This is a genomic window from Mycobacterium sp. 050134, assembly GCF_036409085.1.
GTDB lineage: Bacteria > Actinomycetota > Actinomycetes > Mycobacteriales > Mycobacteriaceae > Mycobacterium.
Window position 1 is genome coordinate 298,596 of record NZ_JAZGLV010000002.1, and the last position, 16,068, is coordinate 314,663.

The 16,068-nt window shown below is 66.6% G+C and carries 18 protein-coding genes; 4 read left to right on the forward strand and 14 right to left on the reverse strand.

What is annotated here, in order from left to right; genetic code table 11:
* Positions 1–2: 2 nt before the first annotated feature.
* From SKC42_RS03520 to SKC42_RS03535, 4 genes are all read right to left on the reverse strand, one after another.
* Positions 3–290, reverse strand: a complete 288-nt coding sequence (locus SKC42_RS03520) for a DUF2516 family protein (protein WP_330962909.1) — start codon at positions 288–290, stop codon at positions 3–5.
* 90 nt (positions 291–380) lie between these two features.
* A complete protein-coding gene (gene hbhA / locus SKC42_RS03525; protein WP_330962910.1) occupies positions 381–974 on the reverse strand; it encodes a heparin-binding hemagglutinin HbhA in 594 nt (197 codons plus the stop codon).
* 127 nt (positions 975–1,101) lie between these two features.
* Entirely contained in the window at positions 1,102–1,530 is a 429-nt protein-coding gene (locus SKC42_RS03530; protein WP_330962986.1) for a helix-turn-helix domain-containing protein, read from the reverse strand.
* Positions 1,531–1,614: 84 nt separating this feature from the next.
* Positions 1,615–3,015 (reverse strand): DUF445 domain-containing protein, encoded by a 1,401-nt coding sequence (locus tag SKC42_RS03535; protein ID WP_442931957.1) that lies wholly within the window; start codon positions 3,013–3,015, stop codon positions 1,615–1,617.
* A 63-nt stretch (positions 3,016–3,078) separates the two neighbouring features.
* Here SKC42_RS03535 and SKC42_RS03540 point away from each other — a divergent pair, with 63 nt between their 5' ends.
* Entirely contained in the window at positions 3,079–3,798 is a 720-nt protein-coding gene (locus SKC42_RS03540) for a TetR/AcrR family transcriptional regulator (RefSeq protein WP_330962912.1), read from the forward strand.
* 183 nt (positions 3,799–3,981) lie between these two features.
* Positions 3,982–4,845, forward strand: coding sequence for a cyclopropane mycolic acid synthase PcaA (gene pcaA, locus SKC42_RS03545; protein WP_330962913.1), 864 nt, complete (start codon positions 3,982–3,984; stop codon positions 4,843–4,845).
* A gap of 37 nt (positions 4,846–4,882) precedes the next feature.
* Here pcaA and SKC42_RS03550 read toward each other — a convergent pair whose 3' ends face one another.
* The 4 genes from SKC42_RS03550 to SKC42_RS03565 all read right to left on the reverse strand — a co-directional run bounded on the left by SKC42_RS03550 (position 4,883) and on the right by SKC42_RS03565 (position 9,350).
* A complete protein-coding gene (locus tag SKC42_RS03550) occupies positions 4,883–5,761 on the reverse strand; it encodes a cyclopropane mycolic acid synthase family methyltransferase (RefSeq protein WP_330962914.1) in 879 nt (292 codons plus the stop codon).
* Between the two features lie 105 nt (positions 5,762–5,866).
* Positions 5,867–6,730, reverse strand: coding sequence for a 3-hydroxybutyryl-CoA dehydrogenase (locus tag SKC42_RS03555; RefSeq protein ID WP_330962915.1), 864 nt, complete (start codon positions 6,728–6,730; stop codon positions 5,867–5,869).
* Positions 6,731–7,000: 270 nt separating this feature from the next.
* Positions 7,001–8,287, reverse strand: a complete 1,287-nt coding sequence (gene aceA, locus SKC42_RS03560) for an isocitrate lyase (protein WP_330962916.1) — start codon at positions 8,285–8,287, stop codon at positions 7,001–7,003.
* Positions 8,288–8,555: 268 nt separating this feature from the next.
* On the reverse strand, positions 8,556–9,350 hold the full coding sequence (locus SKC42_RS03565; protein WP_330962987.1) for an acyl-[acyl-carrier-protein] thioesterase: 795 nt from the start codon (positions 9,348–9,350) through the stop codon (positions 8,556–8,558).
* Positions 9,351–9,512: 162 nt separating this feature from the next.
* On the opposite strand from SKC42_RS03565, the gene ramB reads away from it, so the two are divergent.
* Positions 9,513–10,934 carry an acetate metabolism transcriptional regulator RamB gene (ramB, locus tag SKC42_RS03570; protein WP_330962917.1) on the forward strand — a complete coding sequence of 474 codons (1,422 nt, stop codon included), beginning with the start codon at positions 9,513–9,515 and terminating at the stop codon, positions 10,932–10,934.
* The gene (locus SKC42_RS03575; protein WP_330962918.1) at positions 10,931–11,509 is read left to right on the forward strand and encodes a carboxymuconolactone decarboxylase family protein; all 579 of its coding nucleotides are present in this window, start codon (positions 10,931–10,933) and stop codon (positions 11,507–11,509) included. Before ramB ends, SKC42_RS03575 begins: the two co-directional genes overlap by 4 nt.
* On the opposite strand, the gene SKC42_RS03580 is transcribed toward SKC42_RS03575, so the two are convergent.
* Genes SKC42_RS03580 through exaC form a run of 6 tightly spaced genes read right to left on the reverse strand, consistent with a single transcriptional unit; the run spans position 11,506 to position 16,062 of the window.
* Entirely contained in the window at positions 11,506–11,781 is a 276-nt protein-coding gene (locus tag SKC42_RS03580; protein ID WP_330962919.1) for a hypothetical protein, read from the reverse strand. The genes SKC42_RS03575 and SKC42_RS03580 overlap by 4 nt on opposite strands.
* Before the next feature lie 2 nt (positions 11,782–11,783).
* Entirely contained in the window at positions 11,784–13,178 is a 1,395-nt protein-coding gene (lpdA, locus tag SKC42_RS03585) for a dihydrolipoyl dehydrogenase (RefSeq protein WP_330962920.1), read from the reverse strand.
* 38 nt (positions 13,179–13,216) lie between these two features.
* A complete protein-coding gene (locus tag SKC42_RS03590) occupies positions 13,217–13,771 on the reverse strand; it encodes a hypothetical protein (RefSeq protein WP_330962921.1) in 555 nt (184 codons plus the stop codon).
* Entirely contained in the window at positions 13,764–14,039 is a 276-nt protein-coding gene (locus tag SKC42_RS03595; RefSeq protein WP_330962922.1) for a putative holin, read from the reverse strand. The genes SKC42_RS03590 and SKC42_RS03595 overlap by 8 nt, the downstream gene beginning before the upstream one ends.
* A 20-nt stretch (positions 14,040–14,059) precedes the next feature.
* Positions 14,060–14,539 carry a DUF779 domain-containing protein gene (locus SKC42_RS03600; RefSeq protein WP_330962923.1) on the reverse strand — a complete coding sequence of 160 codons (480 nt, stop codon included), beginning with the start codon at positions 14,537–14,539 and terminating at the stop codon, positions 14,060–14,062.
* Complete coding sequence (gene exaC, locus SKC42_RS03605) at positions 14,539–16,062, reverse strand: acetaldehyde dehydrogenase ExaC (protein ID WP_330962924.1); 1,524 nt, start codon at positions 16,060–16,062, stop codon at positions 14,539–14,541. The genes SKC42_RS03600 and exaC overlap by 1 nt, the downstream gene beginning before the upstream one ends.
* Positions 16,063–16,068: the final 6 nt, after the last annotated feature.

Sequence of the window (16,068 nt, forward strand, 5' to 3'; positions counted from 1 at the left end):
CGCTAGCGTGACTTCCCTTGGATTTCGAGGAGCTTGGGCCGCACGTCGACCAGGTACACACCGGCAGCGCAGGCGGCGATGGCCATGCCGAGCACCCCGAAAACGAAGCTCAGGATGGAGGTCAGCGCCACCGCACCGCCGAGGATCACTAGCCACACCGGCTTTGTCAGCTTCTCGGCGGCGGTGTAGGCGTCGGGGCGTTGCATCGCCGCGTGCACGAACGCGTAGACCGCGGTCATCAACACGGCGATTTGCAAGACCAACATCACGTCGGCCACGAGGTGATTCACGCCCACAAGCCTATGCGCGCCCCGTACCAAACGTCGACTCGGAGTCGCCGTGGCGGCAACTCCGAGCCGATGCTCCCGAAGTGGCTGGCCCTACTTCTGGGTGACCTTCTTGGCCGAGGCCTTCTTGGCGGGAGCTTTCTTCGCCGGGGCCTTCTTGGCCGGGGCCTTTTTGGCCGCCACCTGCTTCGGCTCCTCGGCCTTCTTGGGCAACTCGATGCCGACCAGCTTGGCCGCACGCTCACCCACGGCGCGGGTCTGCGATGCGACGGTGCCGAGCGCCTCCTGCGTCAGCTCCACAGCCTGGTCCACATAGCCTTCGGCGCGCGCCGACGCGTCCTCGAGGGCCGGCTGGCTGCGCAGCCGCTCCAGGGCGGCCTCGCCCCGCTCGACCAGCTCGTTGTACCGGTTGGTCGCCGCCTCCAGGTAGCCCTCGGCCGCCTTGCGCAGCTCCTCGGTGGTGAAGCGCTCGCGCAGCTCGGTGAACTGCTCGGGGAGGTCCTCCTGCAGCTTCGTCAGGCGGGCGCGGCTCTCCTCGACGCGGCTGCGGGTGTCGGTGCGGGTGTCTTCGGCACGCTCGCGCAGGTTGGCGATCAAGTCGTTGACCGTGGCCAGGGCCAGGTCGGCCGCACCCAGGGCCGCCAGCAAGGGTGCCCGCAAGTCATCGATGTTGGGGTTTTCAGCCATGGTGTTTCCTTTCATGGATTGTGTTAATTACCAGCGTTACTACGTGTGTCTTCGGGAAGCTAGGGGAGTTTGGTCCCTTCCTTTCGGCTAGCCGGAGCGGCCAATGGGAGCGTCGTACGGACGCCCCTCAATCGTCGCTGTCGTGCGTCGGACAATCCTCGCGGGCGGATTCGTTCTGTTGGATGAATGAGGCGTAGATGTCGAGCAGAACCTGTTTTTGGCGCTCGGTGATCGCCGTGTCGGTGACGATGGCGTCGCGCACCTGACTCTTCTCGCTGGGCTCCAGAATTCCGGCGCGGACGTAGAGCACCTCGGCGGACACCCGCAACGCCTTCGCGATCTGGTTAAGGACGTCGGCGGACGGCTTGCGCAATCCGCGTTCCACCTGGCTCAGGTATGGGTTGCTGACGCCGGAACGTTCGGCGAGTTGCCGCACCGAGACCTGGGCGTTCTCACGCAGGTCCCGGATGAAACTGCCGATATCGGAAGCCACGGTCGACGCCATGTCGGAGGCAGCGGTCGACACCTTGGCGGAGAGCTTCTCCTCGGATGGCATCTCGGGCTCCTGAGACTGACGGACCGTCATGACGCCATCAGACTACGAACAAGTGCTTGCAATTGCAAGCACTTGTTAGCACTCCTAGAAGAGGAGCTGCGCGACGGCATAGATGATGAGCCCCGCCAGGGACCCCACCACGGTGCCGTTGATGCGGATGAATTGCAGGTCACGGCCCACGTGCAGCTCGATGCGCCGGCTGGCCTCGCCGGCGTCCCAGCGCTCGATCGTCTCGGTGATGATCGCGGTGATCTCCACCCCGTACTGGGAGACCAGGTGCTGGGCCCCGCGCACCAGCCAGTTGTCGACCTTGTCGCGCAGGTCGGCGTCGTCGCGCAGCGACTCACCGATCCGGATCACCGTCTCGGTGATCCGGGTGCGCAGCGCGCTGGACGGGTCGTCCACCCCCTCGAGCACCAGGCGCTTGAGCGTCTTCCACGCCGTTGCGGCGGCGGTGGCGATCTCCTCGCGCGCCATCAGCTGCTCTTTGATCTCGTCGGCGCGGGTGATGGTCGCCGGATCGTTCTGCAGATCGTCGGCGAACTCGAACAGGAAGCGGTTGGCGGAACGGCGCAGTTCGTGATCGGGATTGCGCCGCACCTTGTCGGTGAAGTCCATCAGTTCGCGATGGATCCGGTCGCCGACGAGGTGGTCGATGAACCGCGGCGACCAGCTGGGCGAGTCGCGCTCCACCACTCGCTGGATGACCTCCCCCGCGTTCAGCGACCACTGGAACGCCCGGTCGGCCAGCAACTGGATCAGGGCCTCCTGACGGTTCTCGGCGAGCAGGCTGGCCAGCACCCGCCCGACCGGCGGGCCCCATTGCGGCTCGGCGATGCGGCGCACGATCATCCGGTCGATGACGTGCTGCACATCGTCGTCGCGCAAGAGCTCCACCAGCACGCGCAGCACCGTCGCCGTCTCGGCGGCCACCCGCTCGGCGTGCGCGGTCTCCGACAGCCACTTGCCGAGGCGGCCCGGCACCTCGGCGTCGCGCAGCTTGGTCTCCACCACCGGAGGCGACAGGAAGTTTTCCCGGACGAAGGTGCCCAGCCCCTCGCCGAGCTGGTCTTTCTTGCGCTTGATGATCGCGGTGTGCGGGATGGGTATCCCTAGCGGGTGCTTGAACAGCGCCGTGACGGCGAACCAGTCGGCGAGCGCACCCACCATGCCGGCCTCCGCGGCCGCCCCCACGTACCCGACCCAGCTACCCGCCCAGCTTCCCGTGGCGTGGGCCTGGGCCCACCGGCAGGCGAGGAAGATTCCCGTGGCGCCGACCAGAAAGCTCAGCGCCACCGTCTTCATGCGACGCAGCGCGACGCGCCGCTGCGCGTCGGCCTCAGGGTCGGCCCCCGCGAACGATTCCGCGAACGACGTGTGCGTCCGCGGGGCCTCAGCTCTGTGTGCCACAAGTCCATCATGTCCTGCCCGGACCGATTGGGGTGGCGACACCGTGGCGCGGCGCCATTTCCCCTTGCAGCCCATGCGCCGACCGCGCCTACTGACCCGTAATATCGAGGACGTTCTAGTGAATGGGAATCGGCGAAAGTGGCAGAGGAAATCCCGGCTGTGACCGTCAAGATGGATGGTCGCAAACGGCGCTGGCACCAACACAAGGTGGAGCGCCGCAACGAGCTCGTCGACGGCACGATCGTGGCGATCCGCCGACTGGGCCGCTTCCTCAGCATGGACGAGATCGCGGCCGAGATCGGCGTCTCCAAAACCGTGCTCTACCGCTACTTCGTCGACAAGAACGACCTGACCACCGCCGTGCTGATGCGATTCGCGCAGTCGACGCTGATCCCCAACATGGCCGGGGCGCTGTCCTCCAACCTCGATGGCTTCGAGCTCACCCGCGAGATCATCCGGGTCTACGTCGAGACCGTGGCCGACGAGCCGGAGCCGTACCGGTTCGTGATGGCCAACAGCTCGCCGACCAAGAGCAAGGTGATCGCCGACTCCGAGCGAATCATCGCCCGCATGCTCGCCATGATGTTGCGGCGCCGCATGCAGGAGGCCGGGATGGACACCGGCGGGGTGGAGACGTGGTCGTACATCATGGTCGGGGGCGTGCAGCTGGCCACCCACTCCTGGATCTCCGACCCGCGGATGAGCGCCGACGAGCTGATCGACTACCTGACCATGCTGAGCTGGAGCGCGATCTGCGGGATCGTCGAGGCTGGCGGCTCGCTGGAGAAGTTCCGCGGGCAGCCGCACCCCTCGCCGATCCTGCCGCCGCGCGAGCATCGGGACCGATCCCGCGGGTAGATGACCGGCTCACCGCCTGCACGTTTTGCGAATTAGTCGGGTCACATGTGAACCTGTTTGGCGGTCAGAACGGCGACTTGGACCGCCCGACCCGCTAGCATGCAGGGGATGCATCGGGGGGAGACGGGGTTGCGTCGCCAGACCGCCCGTCTGGGTTCCGCGTAAAGAAAGGCCCGCTCAGCTATGTCCGTGCAGCTCACGCCGCATTTTGGGAACGTACAGGCCCACTACGACCTGTCCGACGACTTCTTCCGGTTGTTCCTGGACCCCACTCAGACCTACAGCTGCGCGTACTTCGAACGCGACGACATGACGCTGGAAGAGGCGCAGATCGCGAAGATCGACCTGGCGCTGGGCAAGCTGCACCTGGAGCCGGGCATGACGCTGCTGGACATCGGCTGCGGCTGGGGCGCGACCATACGTCGCGCCATCGAGAAATACGACGTCAACGTCGTGGGCCTGACGCTGTCGGAGAACCAGGCCGCCCACGTGCAGTCGATGCTCGACGAGATGGATACCCCGCGCGAGACGCGGGTGCTCCTGGAGGGCTGGGAGAAGTTCGACGAGCCGGTCGACCGCATCGTTTCCATCGGCGCGTTCGAGCACTTCGGCCGCCAGCGGTGGGGCCACTTCTTCAAGATGGCCTACCGGGTGCTGCCGGCCGACGGCGTCATGATGCTGCACACCATCACCCGTCCGACCTTCAAAGAGGCCAGAGCGCAGGGCAACCCGTTGACCCACGAGGTCGTCCACTTCACCCAGTTCATCCTGGCCGAGATCTTCCCCGGCGGATGGCTGCCGACGATCCCGTCGGTCGAAGAGCACGCGGCCGACGCCGGTTTCAAGGTGAGCCGGATCCAGTCGTTGCAACTGCACTACGCGAGGACGCTGGAAATCTGGGCCGCGGCGCTCGAGTCCAACAAGGACGAGGCCATCGCGATCCAGTCGGAGCAGGTCTACGACCGGTACATGAAGTACCTGACCGGTTGCGCCAAGCTGTTCCGCCAGGGCTACACCGACGTCAACCAGTTCACCTGCGAGAAGTGACCGCCGCCGGCCGGCGCGCCTACCCGGACCGGCGCGCCTACCCGGACCGGGGCGGCTCCTTGACGAGCGCGAACTGCCCGACGTTGCAGATGCCTTTGCGGAAGAAATTCTCGCACCCGGTCAGGTAGTGCATGTAGCGGTCGTAGACCTGCTGCGACTGGATCGCGATCGCCTTTTCCTTGTTCGCCGCGAGATTGGCCGCCCACATGTTCAGCGTCCGTTCGTAGTGCGGCCGGAGCAATTGAATATTTTCGACCCCGAATCGGGCCTTGCCCGCGAATTCGAGAATGTCTTCTATTGCGGGCAGCTGGCCGCCGGGAAAAATCTCCGTGTAGATGAACTTGATGAATCTGATGTCATTCATCGTCAGCGAGACACCGCGGTCCCGTAGTTGCTTTTGCGGATACCCCAAAATTGTGTGCAGCAGCATGCGGCCGTCATCGGGGAGCATGTCGTGAGCGCGCTCGAAGAAGGCGGCGTAGCGCTCTTTCTTGAAGGCTTCGAAGGCGCCGATGGTGACAATCCGGTCGACCTTGTCGTCGAACTCTTCCCAGCCCTGCAGGCGCACCTCGACGTGGCGTTCGGTCGGGATCGCCGCGAGCTTGGCCTTGCTGTATTCGAATTGATTGCGGCTCAGCGTAATCCCGATGACGTTCACATCGTGTTTCTCGATGGCGCGCCGCAGCGCGCCGCCCCAGCCACAACCTATGTCGAGCACCGTCATCCCGGGCCGGAGATTCAGCCTCCTGAGCGCCAGGTCGAACTTTGCGTTCTGCGCTTCTTCGAGCGTCATGTCTTCACGCTCGAAGTACGCGCAGGTATAGCCCATCGTCGAGTCTAGAAATAACGCGAAAAACTCGTCCGAAACGTCGTAAATGGACTGCGACTCTTCGTAAAAAGGCCTCATTGTGGTCATGCTCGGCAAATACCCTTCGTCTGTTTGACGCGGATATAGTAACTGAGCGACATGCCGGTGTGCGCGGGAACCTCGGCCCGACAGGATCACACGGCGGGCCGGGCGTCAGTACTTGTAGAAGCCCTGACCCGACTTCTTACCCAGCCGGCCGGCTTCCACCATGCGCAGCAGCAGCGGCGGCGGGCCGTAGTGTGGCTCCTTGAATTCCTCGTACAGCTTGTCAGCGATCAGCTTGAGGGTGTCCAGCCCGACGAGGTCGGACAGCCGCAGCGGGCCCATCGGGTGCGATAACCCGGCGACGACGGCCTTGTCGACGTCCTCGATGGTGGCGAACCCGCCCTCGACCATCCGGATGGCCGACAACAGGTAGGGCACCAGCAGCGCGTTGACCACGAAGCCGGACCGGTCGGAGCAGCGCACCACCTGCTTGCCGAGCACGGCGCTGGCGAACTCCTCGGTGCGCGCGGCCGCGGCGTCGTCGGTGACCAACGTGCTGACCAGCTCGACCAACGGCAGCACCGGAACCGGGTTGAAGAAGTGCAGGCCCAGCACGCGCTGCGGGTTCTTCGTCGCCGCGGCGATCTTCATGATCGGGATGCTCGAGGTGTTGGACGCCAGCACGGCATCGGGGTCGGCGACGACGCGGTCAAGTTCGGCGAAGATCTCCGCCTTGACGGTCTCGTCCTCGACGATCGCCTCGATCACCAACTGGCGGTCCGCCAGGTCCTTGATGTCGGTGGTGAAGGTCAGCTTGCTCAGCGCGCGGTCCCGCTCCCGCTCGGTCACCTTGCCGGCGCTGACGCCCCGCTCCAGCGACTTCACGACACGGTTGCGACCCGCCGTGATCAGTGCCTCGGTGGGCTCGAACACCGTCACATCGACGCCGGCGCGGACCGAGACCTCGGCGATGCCGGATCCCATCTGCCCGGCCCCGACGACCCCTACCCGCTCTATCGCTGCGTCGCTCACTGTTCCGTCTCCCGAGTCGTGTTGTCGTGCATCGCAATAGGCCCCGCCCGGGTGGCCGGGCGGGGCCTATGCTACTTCAGCCCGTCGAACGTGAATCGTGGGCGGAGAATCGGCGGATTGTCCGCCAGGGTTTCACGTTCGGCGAAGGACCTGCGGGCTATCAGTGGCTACAGCCTCGGTTCCACTTCCTCGTCGCGGGCTACGCCCACTCCTCGTCAGTGGCTACAACCTCGGTTCCACTTCCTCGTCGCGGGCTACGCCCACTCCTCGTCAGTGGAACTGACCCTCTTCGGTGGAGCCCGTCAGGGCCGTCGTCGAAGAGGTGGGGTCGACCGTGGTGGCGATGCGGTCGAAGTACCCGGCGCCGACCTCGCGCTGGTGCTTGGTCGCGGTGTAACCGCGCTCCTCGGCGGCGAACTCGCGCTCCTGCAGCTCGACGTACGCGCTCATCTGGTTGCGGGCGTAGCCGTAGGCCAGATCGAACATCGAGTAGTTCAGGGCGTGGAAGCCGGCCAGCGTGATGAACTGGAACTTGAAGCCCATCGCCGCGAGCTCCTTCTGGAACTTGGCGATGGTGCTGTCGTCCAGGTGCTTGCGCCAGTTGAACGACGGCGAGCAGTTGTACGCCAGCATCTGGTCGGGGTACGCGTCCTTGACCGCCTCGGAGAACTTCCGGGCCAGCTCGAGGTCGGGCGTGCCGGTCTCCATCCAGATCAGGTCGGAGAACGGGGCGTAGGCCTTGGCCCGCGCGATGCAGGGCTCGATGCCGTTCTTGGTGCGGTAGAAGCCCTCCTTGGTCCGCTCACCGGTGATGAACGGCCGGTCGGCCTCGTCGACGTCCGAGGTGATCAGCGTGGCGGCCTCGGCGTCCGTGCGGGCGATGACCAGGGTCGGGACGCCGCAGACGTCGGCGGCCAGGCGGGCCGAGGTCAGGGTGCGGATGTGCTGCTGGGTCGGGATCAGCACCTTCCCGCCCAGGTGGCCACACTTCTTCTCCGACGCGAGCTGGTCCTCCCAGTGCGTCCCGGCAGCACCGGCGGCGATCATGGCCTTCTGCAGCTCGTAGACGTTGAGCGCGCCACCGAAACCGGCCTCGCCGTCGGCGACGATCGGGGCCAGCCAGTTCTCGACCGAGGTGTCGCCCTCGAGCTTGGCGATCTGGTCGGCCCGCAGCAGCGCGTTGTTGATGCGGCGAACCACCTGCGGCACCGAGTTGGCCGGGTAGAGGCTCTGGTCGGGGTAGGTGTGACCCGACAGGTTGGCGTCACCGGCGACCTGCCAGCCCGACAGGTAGATGGCCTTCAGGCCGGCGCGCACCTGCTGGACGGCCTGGTTGCCGGTCAGCGCGCCGAGCGAGTTGACCCACTCCAGGTCGTGCAGCTGGTCCCACAGCACCTCGGCGCCGCGGCGGGCCAGCGTGAACTCCTCCACCACGTTGCCCTGCAGCGCGACGACGTCCTCGGCGGTGTAGTTCCGGGTGATGTCCTTCCAGCGCGGGTTGGTGTCCCAGTCCTGCTGGATCTGTTCGGCGCTCTTCGGTTGGCCAACGACAGACATGCGGCTTACTCCTTAACGATCTTCACTGCTGATTAGCGGGAAGCCTCACCGGCGCGTAGCTAGCGGCTCAACTTCGCTGGTGTGCTAACTCGACAATGGCACAGCCGTTCATGCAGGTCCACCCGTTTCTCTTGCCAATTTCAGCAACGAGCGCAGGTGAATTTGCGAATCTTGCAAATTCACCCCGGAACTTAACCGTTTCAGAAGCTACCCGCCGGTAACCCCAAACTCGCAGGTCATTCAGGTATTTGACGCCTCGGCGGCGATATCACAGAGAGAAGAGCGCGGCGACCGCCTTCGTCTCGTCGCCGACGGCGTATGTGAGGGTTGTAACAGTGCGATCGGCCAGGTCGGGACCGAACTGATCGGTGGACCCGGCCGGGTGGACGTGCGAGATGATCTCCAGCTTGTCCCCCAGCGCGACGGGCGCCTCGTGCTCGATGGTGGTGCGCAGCGGGGCATCCAGGAGGCCCGGGTGCGAAGCCAGGTAGTCCTCGATCACGCTCCAGTACACCGAGTTGTTCATGTGGTCGAACAGGTCGATGTCGGTCACCCGGACGGGGAACTCGTGAATCTCGGCCGCGTCCTCGCGGCTTCCCGGCTTGAGGTAACCCTTCCATCGCAGCCGGTCGACGGAGGTGGTCTTGTGCAGCCCCTCCAGGAAGTCGTCGGAGATGCGCGACGGCATCTGGGTGTCGCGGTTGATGTTGATCCAGAACGCCTCGGACTCGATGAGGCCGCCCTTGCGGCCGTCGATGCGCACCCGCATCTCGCACCAGCGGTTCGACGTGCCCGAACACCATCTGCGCAGGTGGAGCATGTCCTGGAACTCGATCGGCCGGATCAGGTCGACCATGGTGCGGCGGACGATCCACAGCGGATGCGTCTCCTCGAAGCCCATTTCGCGCAGCTGGTCCTGGCCGATGTCCTGGATGTGCCGGGCGGCGGCATCCAAGCGAAGCCGGCCCGTGCGGTCGATGTCGCCCACGCGCAGCGGCCATTCCCGCCCGAACACGTCCGGGTGGCCGTCCAGCACCGGCATCAGTGTCTTGTCCAGGCTCACCGCATCGCTCCCCGTTCCCTCTTCGCCGTTCCCCCTGTTGTACCGCGGGATCCGGGTGCGAATCATGCCAATCGCCTCTTTCAAACACCAATCATGACCACCGACCGAACCGTGCCAAGTCTGCAAAGCGAGCCTTCGCAGCGACGGGTACGCTGGCGCCAAATGGCCAAGACCTTCGTCGGCGCGCGCGTGCGCCAGTTGCGCAGCGAGCGCGGGTTCAGCCAGGCCGCGCTCGCCCAGATGCTGGACATCTCGCCGAGCTACCTCAACCAGATCGAGCACGACGTGCGTCCCCTGACGGTCGCGGTGCTGCTCCGCATCACCGAGGTGTTCGGGGTGGACGCGACGTTCTTCGCCTCTCAGGACGACACGCGGCTGGTCGCCGAGCTGCGCGAGGTGACCATGGACCGCGACCTGGACATCGACGTCGACCCCACCGAGGTCGCCGAGATGGTCAACGCCCACCCCATCCTGGCCCGGGCGGTGGTCAACCTGCACCGCCGCTACCGGATCACCACCGCCCAGCTGGCCGCCGCCACCGAGGAGCGGTACTCCGACGGCAGCGGCAGCGGGTCGATCACCATGCCCCACGAGGAAGTGCGCGACTACTTCTACCAGCGGCAGAACTACCTACACGAGTTGGACACCGCCGCCGAGGACCTCACCATCAAGATGCGCCTGCACCACGGCGATCTGGCCCGCGAGCTCACCCGCCGGCTCACCGAGGTGCACGGGGTGCACATCACCAGGCGCATCGATCTCGGCGACACCGTGCTGCACCGGTACGACCGCCGCACCAAGACGCTGGAGATCAGCAACCACCTGGCCATGGGGCAGCAGGTGTTCAAGATGGCCGCCGAGCTGGCCTACCTGGAGTACGGCGGCCTGATCGATAACCTGGTCGAGGAAGGCAAGTTCACCAGCGACGAGTCGCACACGTTGGCCCGGCTGGGACTGGCCAACTACTTCGCCGCCGCCGCGGTATTGCCGTACCGCCAATTCCACGACGTGGCCGAGAACTTCCGTTACGACGTCGAGCGGCTGTCGTCGTTCTACGCGGTCAGCTACGAGACGATCGCGCACCGGCTTTCCACGTTGCAGCGGCCGTCGATGCGGGGCGTCCCGTTCTCGTTCATTCGGGTCGACCGCGCCGGCAACATGTCAAAGCGCCAGTCCGCCACGGGCTTTCACTTCTCTTCCAGCGGGGGAACCTGCCCGTTGTGGAACGTCTACGAGACCTTTGCCAACCCGGGAAAGATCCTGGTGCAGATCGCGCAGATGCCCGACGGCCGCCATTACATGTGGGTGGCCCGCACCGTGGAGCGCCGCGCCGCGCGGTATGGTCAGCCCGGAAAGACGTTCGCGATTGGGCTGGGCTGCGAACTGCGCCACGCCCACCGGCTGGTCTACTCGGAAGGACTCGACTTGTCCGGCGAGAACATCGGGGCCACACCGATCGGCGCGGGCTGTCGCGTCTGCGAGCGCGACAACTGTCCGCAGCGCGCCTTCCCCGCGTTGGGGCGCGCCCTGGACCTGGACGAGCACCGGAGCACCGTGTCCCCTTATCTGGTCAAGCAACCGTGAGCGCCGAACTCAACGGCCACGCCGGCCAGGCCGGCCGCATCCCGTCCGGGCGGTTGCGCGAGCTGGGCCCGCTGAACTGGGTGATCGCCAAGCTCGGCGCGCGGGCGGTCCACGCACCCGAAATGCACCTGATGACCACGCTCGGCCAGCACCGCCTGCTGTTCGTGGCGTGGAGCATCTACAGCGGACGGCTGCTGCGCGGGCGGCTGCCCGCGGTCGACACGGAGCTGGTGATCCTGCGCGTCGCACACCTGCGCGCCTGCGAATACGAGCTGCAGCACCACCGCCGAATGGCGCGCAACCAGGGGCTCGACGCGGACAAGCAGGCCGCGATCTTCGGCTGGCCCGACGCCGGCGACGGCGCCGCGACGCTGACCGCCCGCCAGCGCGCGCTGCTCGCGGCCACCGACGAACTCGTCCGGGACCGCACCGTCAGCCCCGCCACCTGGGGCGAGCTGACGAGTCACCTGGACCGGCGTCAGCTCATCGAATTCTGCCTGCTGGCAACGCAATACGACGGGCTCGCCGCGACGATGTCGGCGCTCGACATCCCGCTGGACAATCCGCGCTACTAGAAGTACACGTCGGCCAGCACGGCCAGGGTCAGCACGAGGGGCAACACCGGCAGGCCGAACCCGAACGCCGACCACAGGTACTTGCGGCGCCTGCGCTGCAGCGAACCCCACAGCAGCGCGCCGACCGCCAGCACCACCGATCCCAGCAGCACCGTCGGGGCCCAGTGGCCCACCGCCGCGTTGTCGTCGGCGATCGAAAAGGCCACCAGCCACAGCACGTATCCGGCGGCGGCGCCCGCGATGGCGCCCACGGCGGTGTCGCTGCGAATCATCCTCAGAAGTTGATCATGTGGCCGACCAGGCCGTGGAAGCATTCCTGCAGCGCCTCGGACAGCGTCGGGTGGGTGTGCACGTTGCGGGCCAGCTCGTTGGCGGTCAGGTCCCACTTCTGCGCCAGGGTCAGCTCGGGCAGCAACTCGGAGACGTCGTGGCCGATCAGGTGGCCGCCCAGCAGCTCGCCATACTTCGCGTCGGCCACCAGCTTGACGAACCCGCTCGGGTCGCCCAGGCCGTGCGCCTTGGCGTTGGCGGTGAACGGGAACTTGGCGACGACGACGTCGTGGCCCTCGTCGCGGGCCTGCTGCTCGGTCAGCCCGAAGCTGGCGACCTGGGGCTGGCAGAACGTCGCGCGCGGCAGCATCCGGTAGTCGCCGAGCGACATGGTCTCCGCGCCTGCGATGGTCTCGGCCGCCACCACACCCATGGCCTCGGCGACGTGGGCCAGCATCAGCTTGCCGGTGACGTCCCCGATGGCGTAGATGTGCGGAACGGACGTCTGCATGTACTCGCTGATGCCGATCGCCTTGCGGTCGGTCAGCGCCACGCCGGTCCGGTCCAGCCCGTACCCGTCCACGTTGGGCGCAAAGCCGATGGCCTGCAACACCTTTGCGGCCTTGAGCTCCTCCGACTTGCCGTCCTTGCTGACGGTGACCGTTACCTGCGAGCCGTCATCGGTGATCGACTCGACCTTGGTGCCGGTGAGGATCCTGACGCCCAGCTTCTTGAACTGCTTCTCGATCTCCTTGGAGACTTCGGCGTCCTCGTTGGGCAGCGCCCGCGGCAGGAACTCCACGATGGTCACGTCGACGCCGTAGTTCTTCATCACGTAGCCGAACTCCATGCCGATGGCGCCGGCCCCCGCGATGACGATCGACTCGGGCAACTCCCGGGACATGATCTGCTCTTCGTAGGTGACGACGTTCGTCGACAGCGACGTCCCCGGCACCAGCCGGGTGCTCGCGCCGGTGGCGATGATCGCGTTGTCGAACGTGACCTCCTCGGTGCCCCCGTCGTTGAGCTCGACCGCGATCGTGTGGGGGTCGGTGAATCTGGCGTACCCGTGGATCTCGGTGATCTTGTTCTTCTTCATCAGGAAGTGGACGCCCGCGACGCGGCCCTCGGCCACCTTGCGGCTGCGGTCGAAGGCGACCCCGTAGTCGAAGGTCGCCTCCCCGGTCATGCCGAAGGTCTTGGCCTCCTTGGTGAAGATGTGCACGAGTTCGGCGTTGCGCAGCAGCGCCTTGGACGGAATGCACCCGACGTTCAGGCACACCCCGCCCCAGTACTTCGGTTCGATGATCGCGGTGTTCAGGCCGAGCTGTGCGGCGCGGATGGCTGCGACATATCCGCCCGGGCCGGCCCCGACGACGACGACGTCATAGTGAGTCACGCCCCCAACCCTAGTGGCCGGGGCGGACGGCGAAACTGCTAGTAGGGAATGACGCCGATCAGGCAGTGACCCAACCGGGCGCAGTGGTAGTAGCCGTCCAGCGGAGCCGCGGCGACGAGGGAGGCGAAGGGCCCCGACATCAGCGCCAGCGACAGCGCCGCGACGAGCGGCCGGCCCTGCACCATCGCGAGCATGACGGCGCCGACCGTGCAGGCGACGACGTAGACGAGCACCACGTACACGGCCGCCGTCTTGTCCACGGCGTGATACCACCAGTAGCAGAGGCCCAGCCCGACCTCGGCCGCCAGGAACCACACGCCGAGGATGACCAGCAGCAGCTTCCACCACTTGAGGTATTGGTAGCGGCCCGGAACGGTGACCGACTGCACGGGCACGCCGCCCGGCTCGCCGCCGCCCGCCACCTCGGATTGTTCCTTGCCGTCGGCGGGTTCGGATTGTCCGGCGGCCGGCTGCGGGCCGGTGTCGTCCGAGAAGTCGGGCACCCACGAGTGCGTACCGGTGTCCTCGTCGTCGGAGAAATCCGGCACGAACGGCGCGGTCCCCGGATTGGACTCCGGGTCGTGGTCAGCCACCGGAGACCACCTGTAGGGCCGCGAGCACACCCAACCAACCGGGCGCCAGCGCCAGGACGAACGCGCCCAGCATCGTCACCCAGCGGCGGCCGGAGAACAGGATCATCAACACCCCGGTGACGCTGGGGATCCCGACCACCAGCGCCAGGGCGAGCTCCGGCCGGATTCCCGGATGCGCCACCGCGAATCCCACCCCGGCCAGCAAACCGACCGCCGCGCCGACCAGCATGGCGCTGGCCAGCAGCCCGGGACGCGGAAGGGGCACCACGCTGACGACTGTACTGCTGGTTACCGGGCGGGAGGGCAGGTTCTCAGGCCCGCCGCCAGGTCCGAATCCACCACCTGACCTCGCGTCGACGGGCGCGCGCCCCGCTCGTAATCGGCACCGGTGATGACCGGGCCGGCCTGCAATTCGGCCTGCTCGCCGTCGGAGAAGACGCGGCCGCGGGACAAGAACCGCACCCCTTCGGGGGCCTCGAGGCTGAATCCACCGCCGCGGCCCGGAACCACGTCGATCACCAGCTGGGTGTGCTTCCAGGCCTGGTACTGCGGGCCCGAGATCCACACCGGCACACCGTCGGTCCCCACGTCGAGGACGCCGAGCAGGACGTCGCGGTCGCCGACGAGGAAGTCGCCGCGCGGGTAACACATCGGCGACGACCCGTCGCAGCACCCGCCGGACTGGTGGAACATCACCGGGCCGTGCCGATCCTGCAGCGACGCCACCAACTCGGCGGCGGGTGCGGTGATGACGGCCCCGGACACCATCAGAAGAAGCCCTGCGCCTTGTCGGTGTAGGACACCAGCAGGTTCTTGGTCTGCTGGTAGTGGTCGAGCGCCATCTGGTGAGTCTCGCGGCCGAACCCGGATTGCTTGTATCCGCCGAACGCCGAGTGCGGCGGATACATGTGGTAGCAGTTGACCCACACCCGGCCGGACTTGATGTCGCGGCCGGCGCGGTAGGCGATGTTCCCGTCGCGGCTCCACACGCCGGCGCCCAGGCCGTAGAGGGTGTCGTTGGCGATGCCGATCGCGTCGTCGTAATCGGTGAACGACGTCACCGTCACCACCGGCCCGAAGATCTCCTCCTGGAAGACGCGCATCTTGTTGTTGCCGGAGAAGATCGTCGGCTGCACGTAGTAGCCACCGGACAGGTCACCGCCGAGCTCGGCGCGCTCGCCGCCGGTGATGATCTTGGCGCCCTCCCCCTTGCCAATCTCGATGTAGGACAGGATCTTTTCCAGCTGGTCGTTGGACGCCTGCGAGCCGATCATGGTTTCGCTGTCCAGCGGGTCGCCCTGCCGGACCGCCTTGGTCCGGATCGCGGCCAGCTCCAGGAACTCGTCGTGGATGTCGGACTGGATCAGGCTGCGCGACGGGCAGGTGCACACCTCGCCCTGGTTGAGCGCGAACATCGTGAAGCCCTCCAGCGCCTTGTCCTGGAAGTTGTCGTTGGCCGCCATCACGTCGGAGAAGAAGATGTTGGGGCTCTTGCCGCCGAGCTCGAGGGTGACCGGGATCAGGTTCTGCGACGCGTACTGCATGATCAGCCGGCCGGTGGTGGTCTCCCCAGTGAACGAGATCTTGGCGATACGGTCGCTGGACGCCAGCGGCTTACCGGCCTCGACCCCGAATCCGCTGACGATGTTGACCACACCGGGCGGGATCACGTCGGCGATCAGCGACATCAGGTAGAGGATCGACGCCGGCGTCTGTTCGGCCGGCTTGAGCACCACCGTGTTGCCGGCGGCCAGCGCGGGGGCGAGCTTCCAGGCGGCCATCAGGATCGGGAAGTTCCACGGGATGATCTGGCCGACGACGCCGAGCGGCTCGTGGAAGTGGTAGGCCACGGTGTCGTCGTTGATCTGCGACAGCGAGCCCTCCTGGGCGCGGATCGCCGCGGCGAAATACCGGAAGTGGTCGGCGGCCAGCGGGATGTCGGCGGCCAGCGTCTCGCGGATCGGCTTGCCGTTGTCCCAGACCTCGGCCACCGCCAGCGCGGCCGAGTTCGCCTCGATCCGGTCGGCGATCTTGTTCAGGATCGCGGCCCGCTCGGCGGGGGCGGTCTTGCCCCACGCGGGCGCCGCGGCGTGGGCGGCGTCGAGCGCCTTGTCGACGTCGGCCGCCTCCGAGCGGGCGACCTCGCAGAACGGCTGCCCCGTCACGGGTGTCGGGTTCTCGAAATACCGGCCCGCCACCGGCGCCACCCATTGGCCCCCGATGAAGTTCTCGTACCGCGATTCGTACGACATCAGTGCCCCGGCGGTTCCGGGACGTGCGAAGACGGTCATCTTCTC

Excerpts from the sequence above, each read along its gene's own strand:
- hbhA (WP_330962910.1), bottom strand. The coding sequence starts at position 974 with ATGGCTGAAAACCCCAACATCGATGACTTGCGGGCACCCTTGCTGGCG.
- SKC42_RS03530 (WP_330962986.1), bottom strand. The coding sequence starts at position 1,530 with ATGCCATCCGAGGAGAAGCTCTCCGCCAAGGTGTCGACCGCTGCCTCC.
- SKC42_RS03535 (WP_442931957.1), bottom strand. The coding sequence starts at position 3,015 with ATGGGCTGCAAGGGGAAATGGCGCCGCGCCACGGTGTCGCCACCCCAA.
- pcaA (WP_330962913.1), top strand. The coding sequence starts at position 3,982 with ATGTCCGTGCAGCTCACGCCGCATTTTGGGAACGTACAGGCCCACTAC.
- SKC42_RS03550 (WP_330962914.1), bottom strand. The coding sequence starts at position 5,761 with ATGACCACAATGAGGCCTTTTTACGAAGAGTCGCAGTCCATTTACGAC.
- aceA (WP_330962916.1), bottom strand. The coding sequence starts at position 8,287 with ATGTCTGTCGTTGGCCAACCGAAGAGCGCCGAACAGATCCAGCAGGAC.
- ramB (WP_330962917.1), top strand. The coding sequence starts at position 9,513 with ATGGCCAAGACCTTCGTCGGCGCGCGCGTGCGCCAGTTGCGCAGCGAG.
- SKC42_RS03580 (WP_330962919.1), bottom strand. The coding sequence starts at position 11,781 with ATGATTCGCAGCGACACCGCCGTGGGCGCCATCGCGGGCGCCGCCGCC.
- SKC42_RS03600 (WP_330962923.1), bottom strand. The coding sequence starts at position 14,539 with ATGGTGTCCGGGGCCGTCATCACCGCACCCGCCGCCGAGTTGGTGGCG.
- exaC (WP_330962924.1), bottom strand. The coding sequence starts at position 16,062 with ATGACCGTCTTCGCACGTCCCGGAACCGCCGGGGCACTGATGTCGTAC.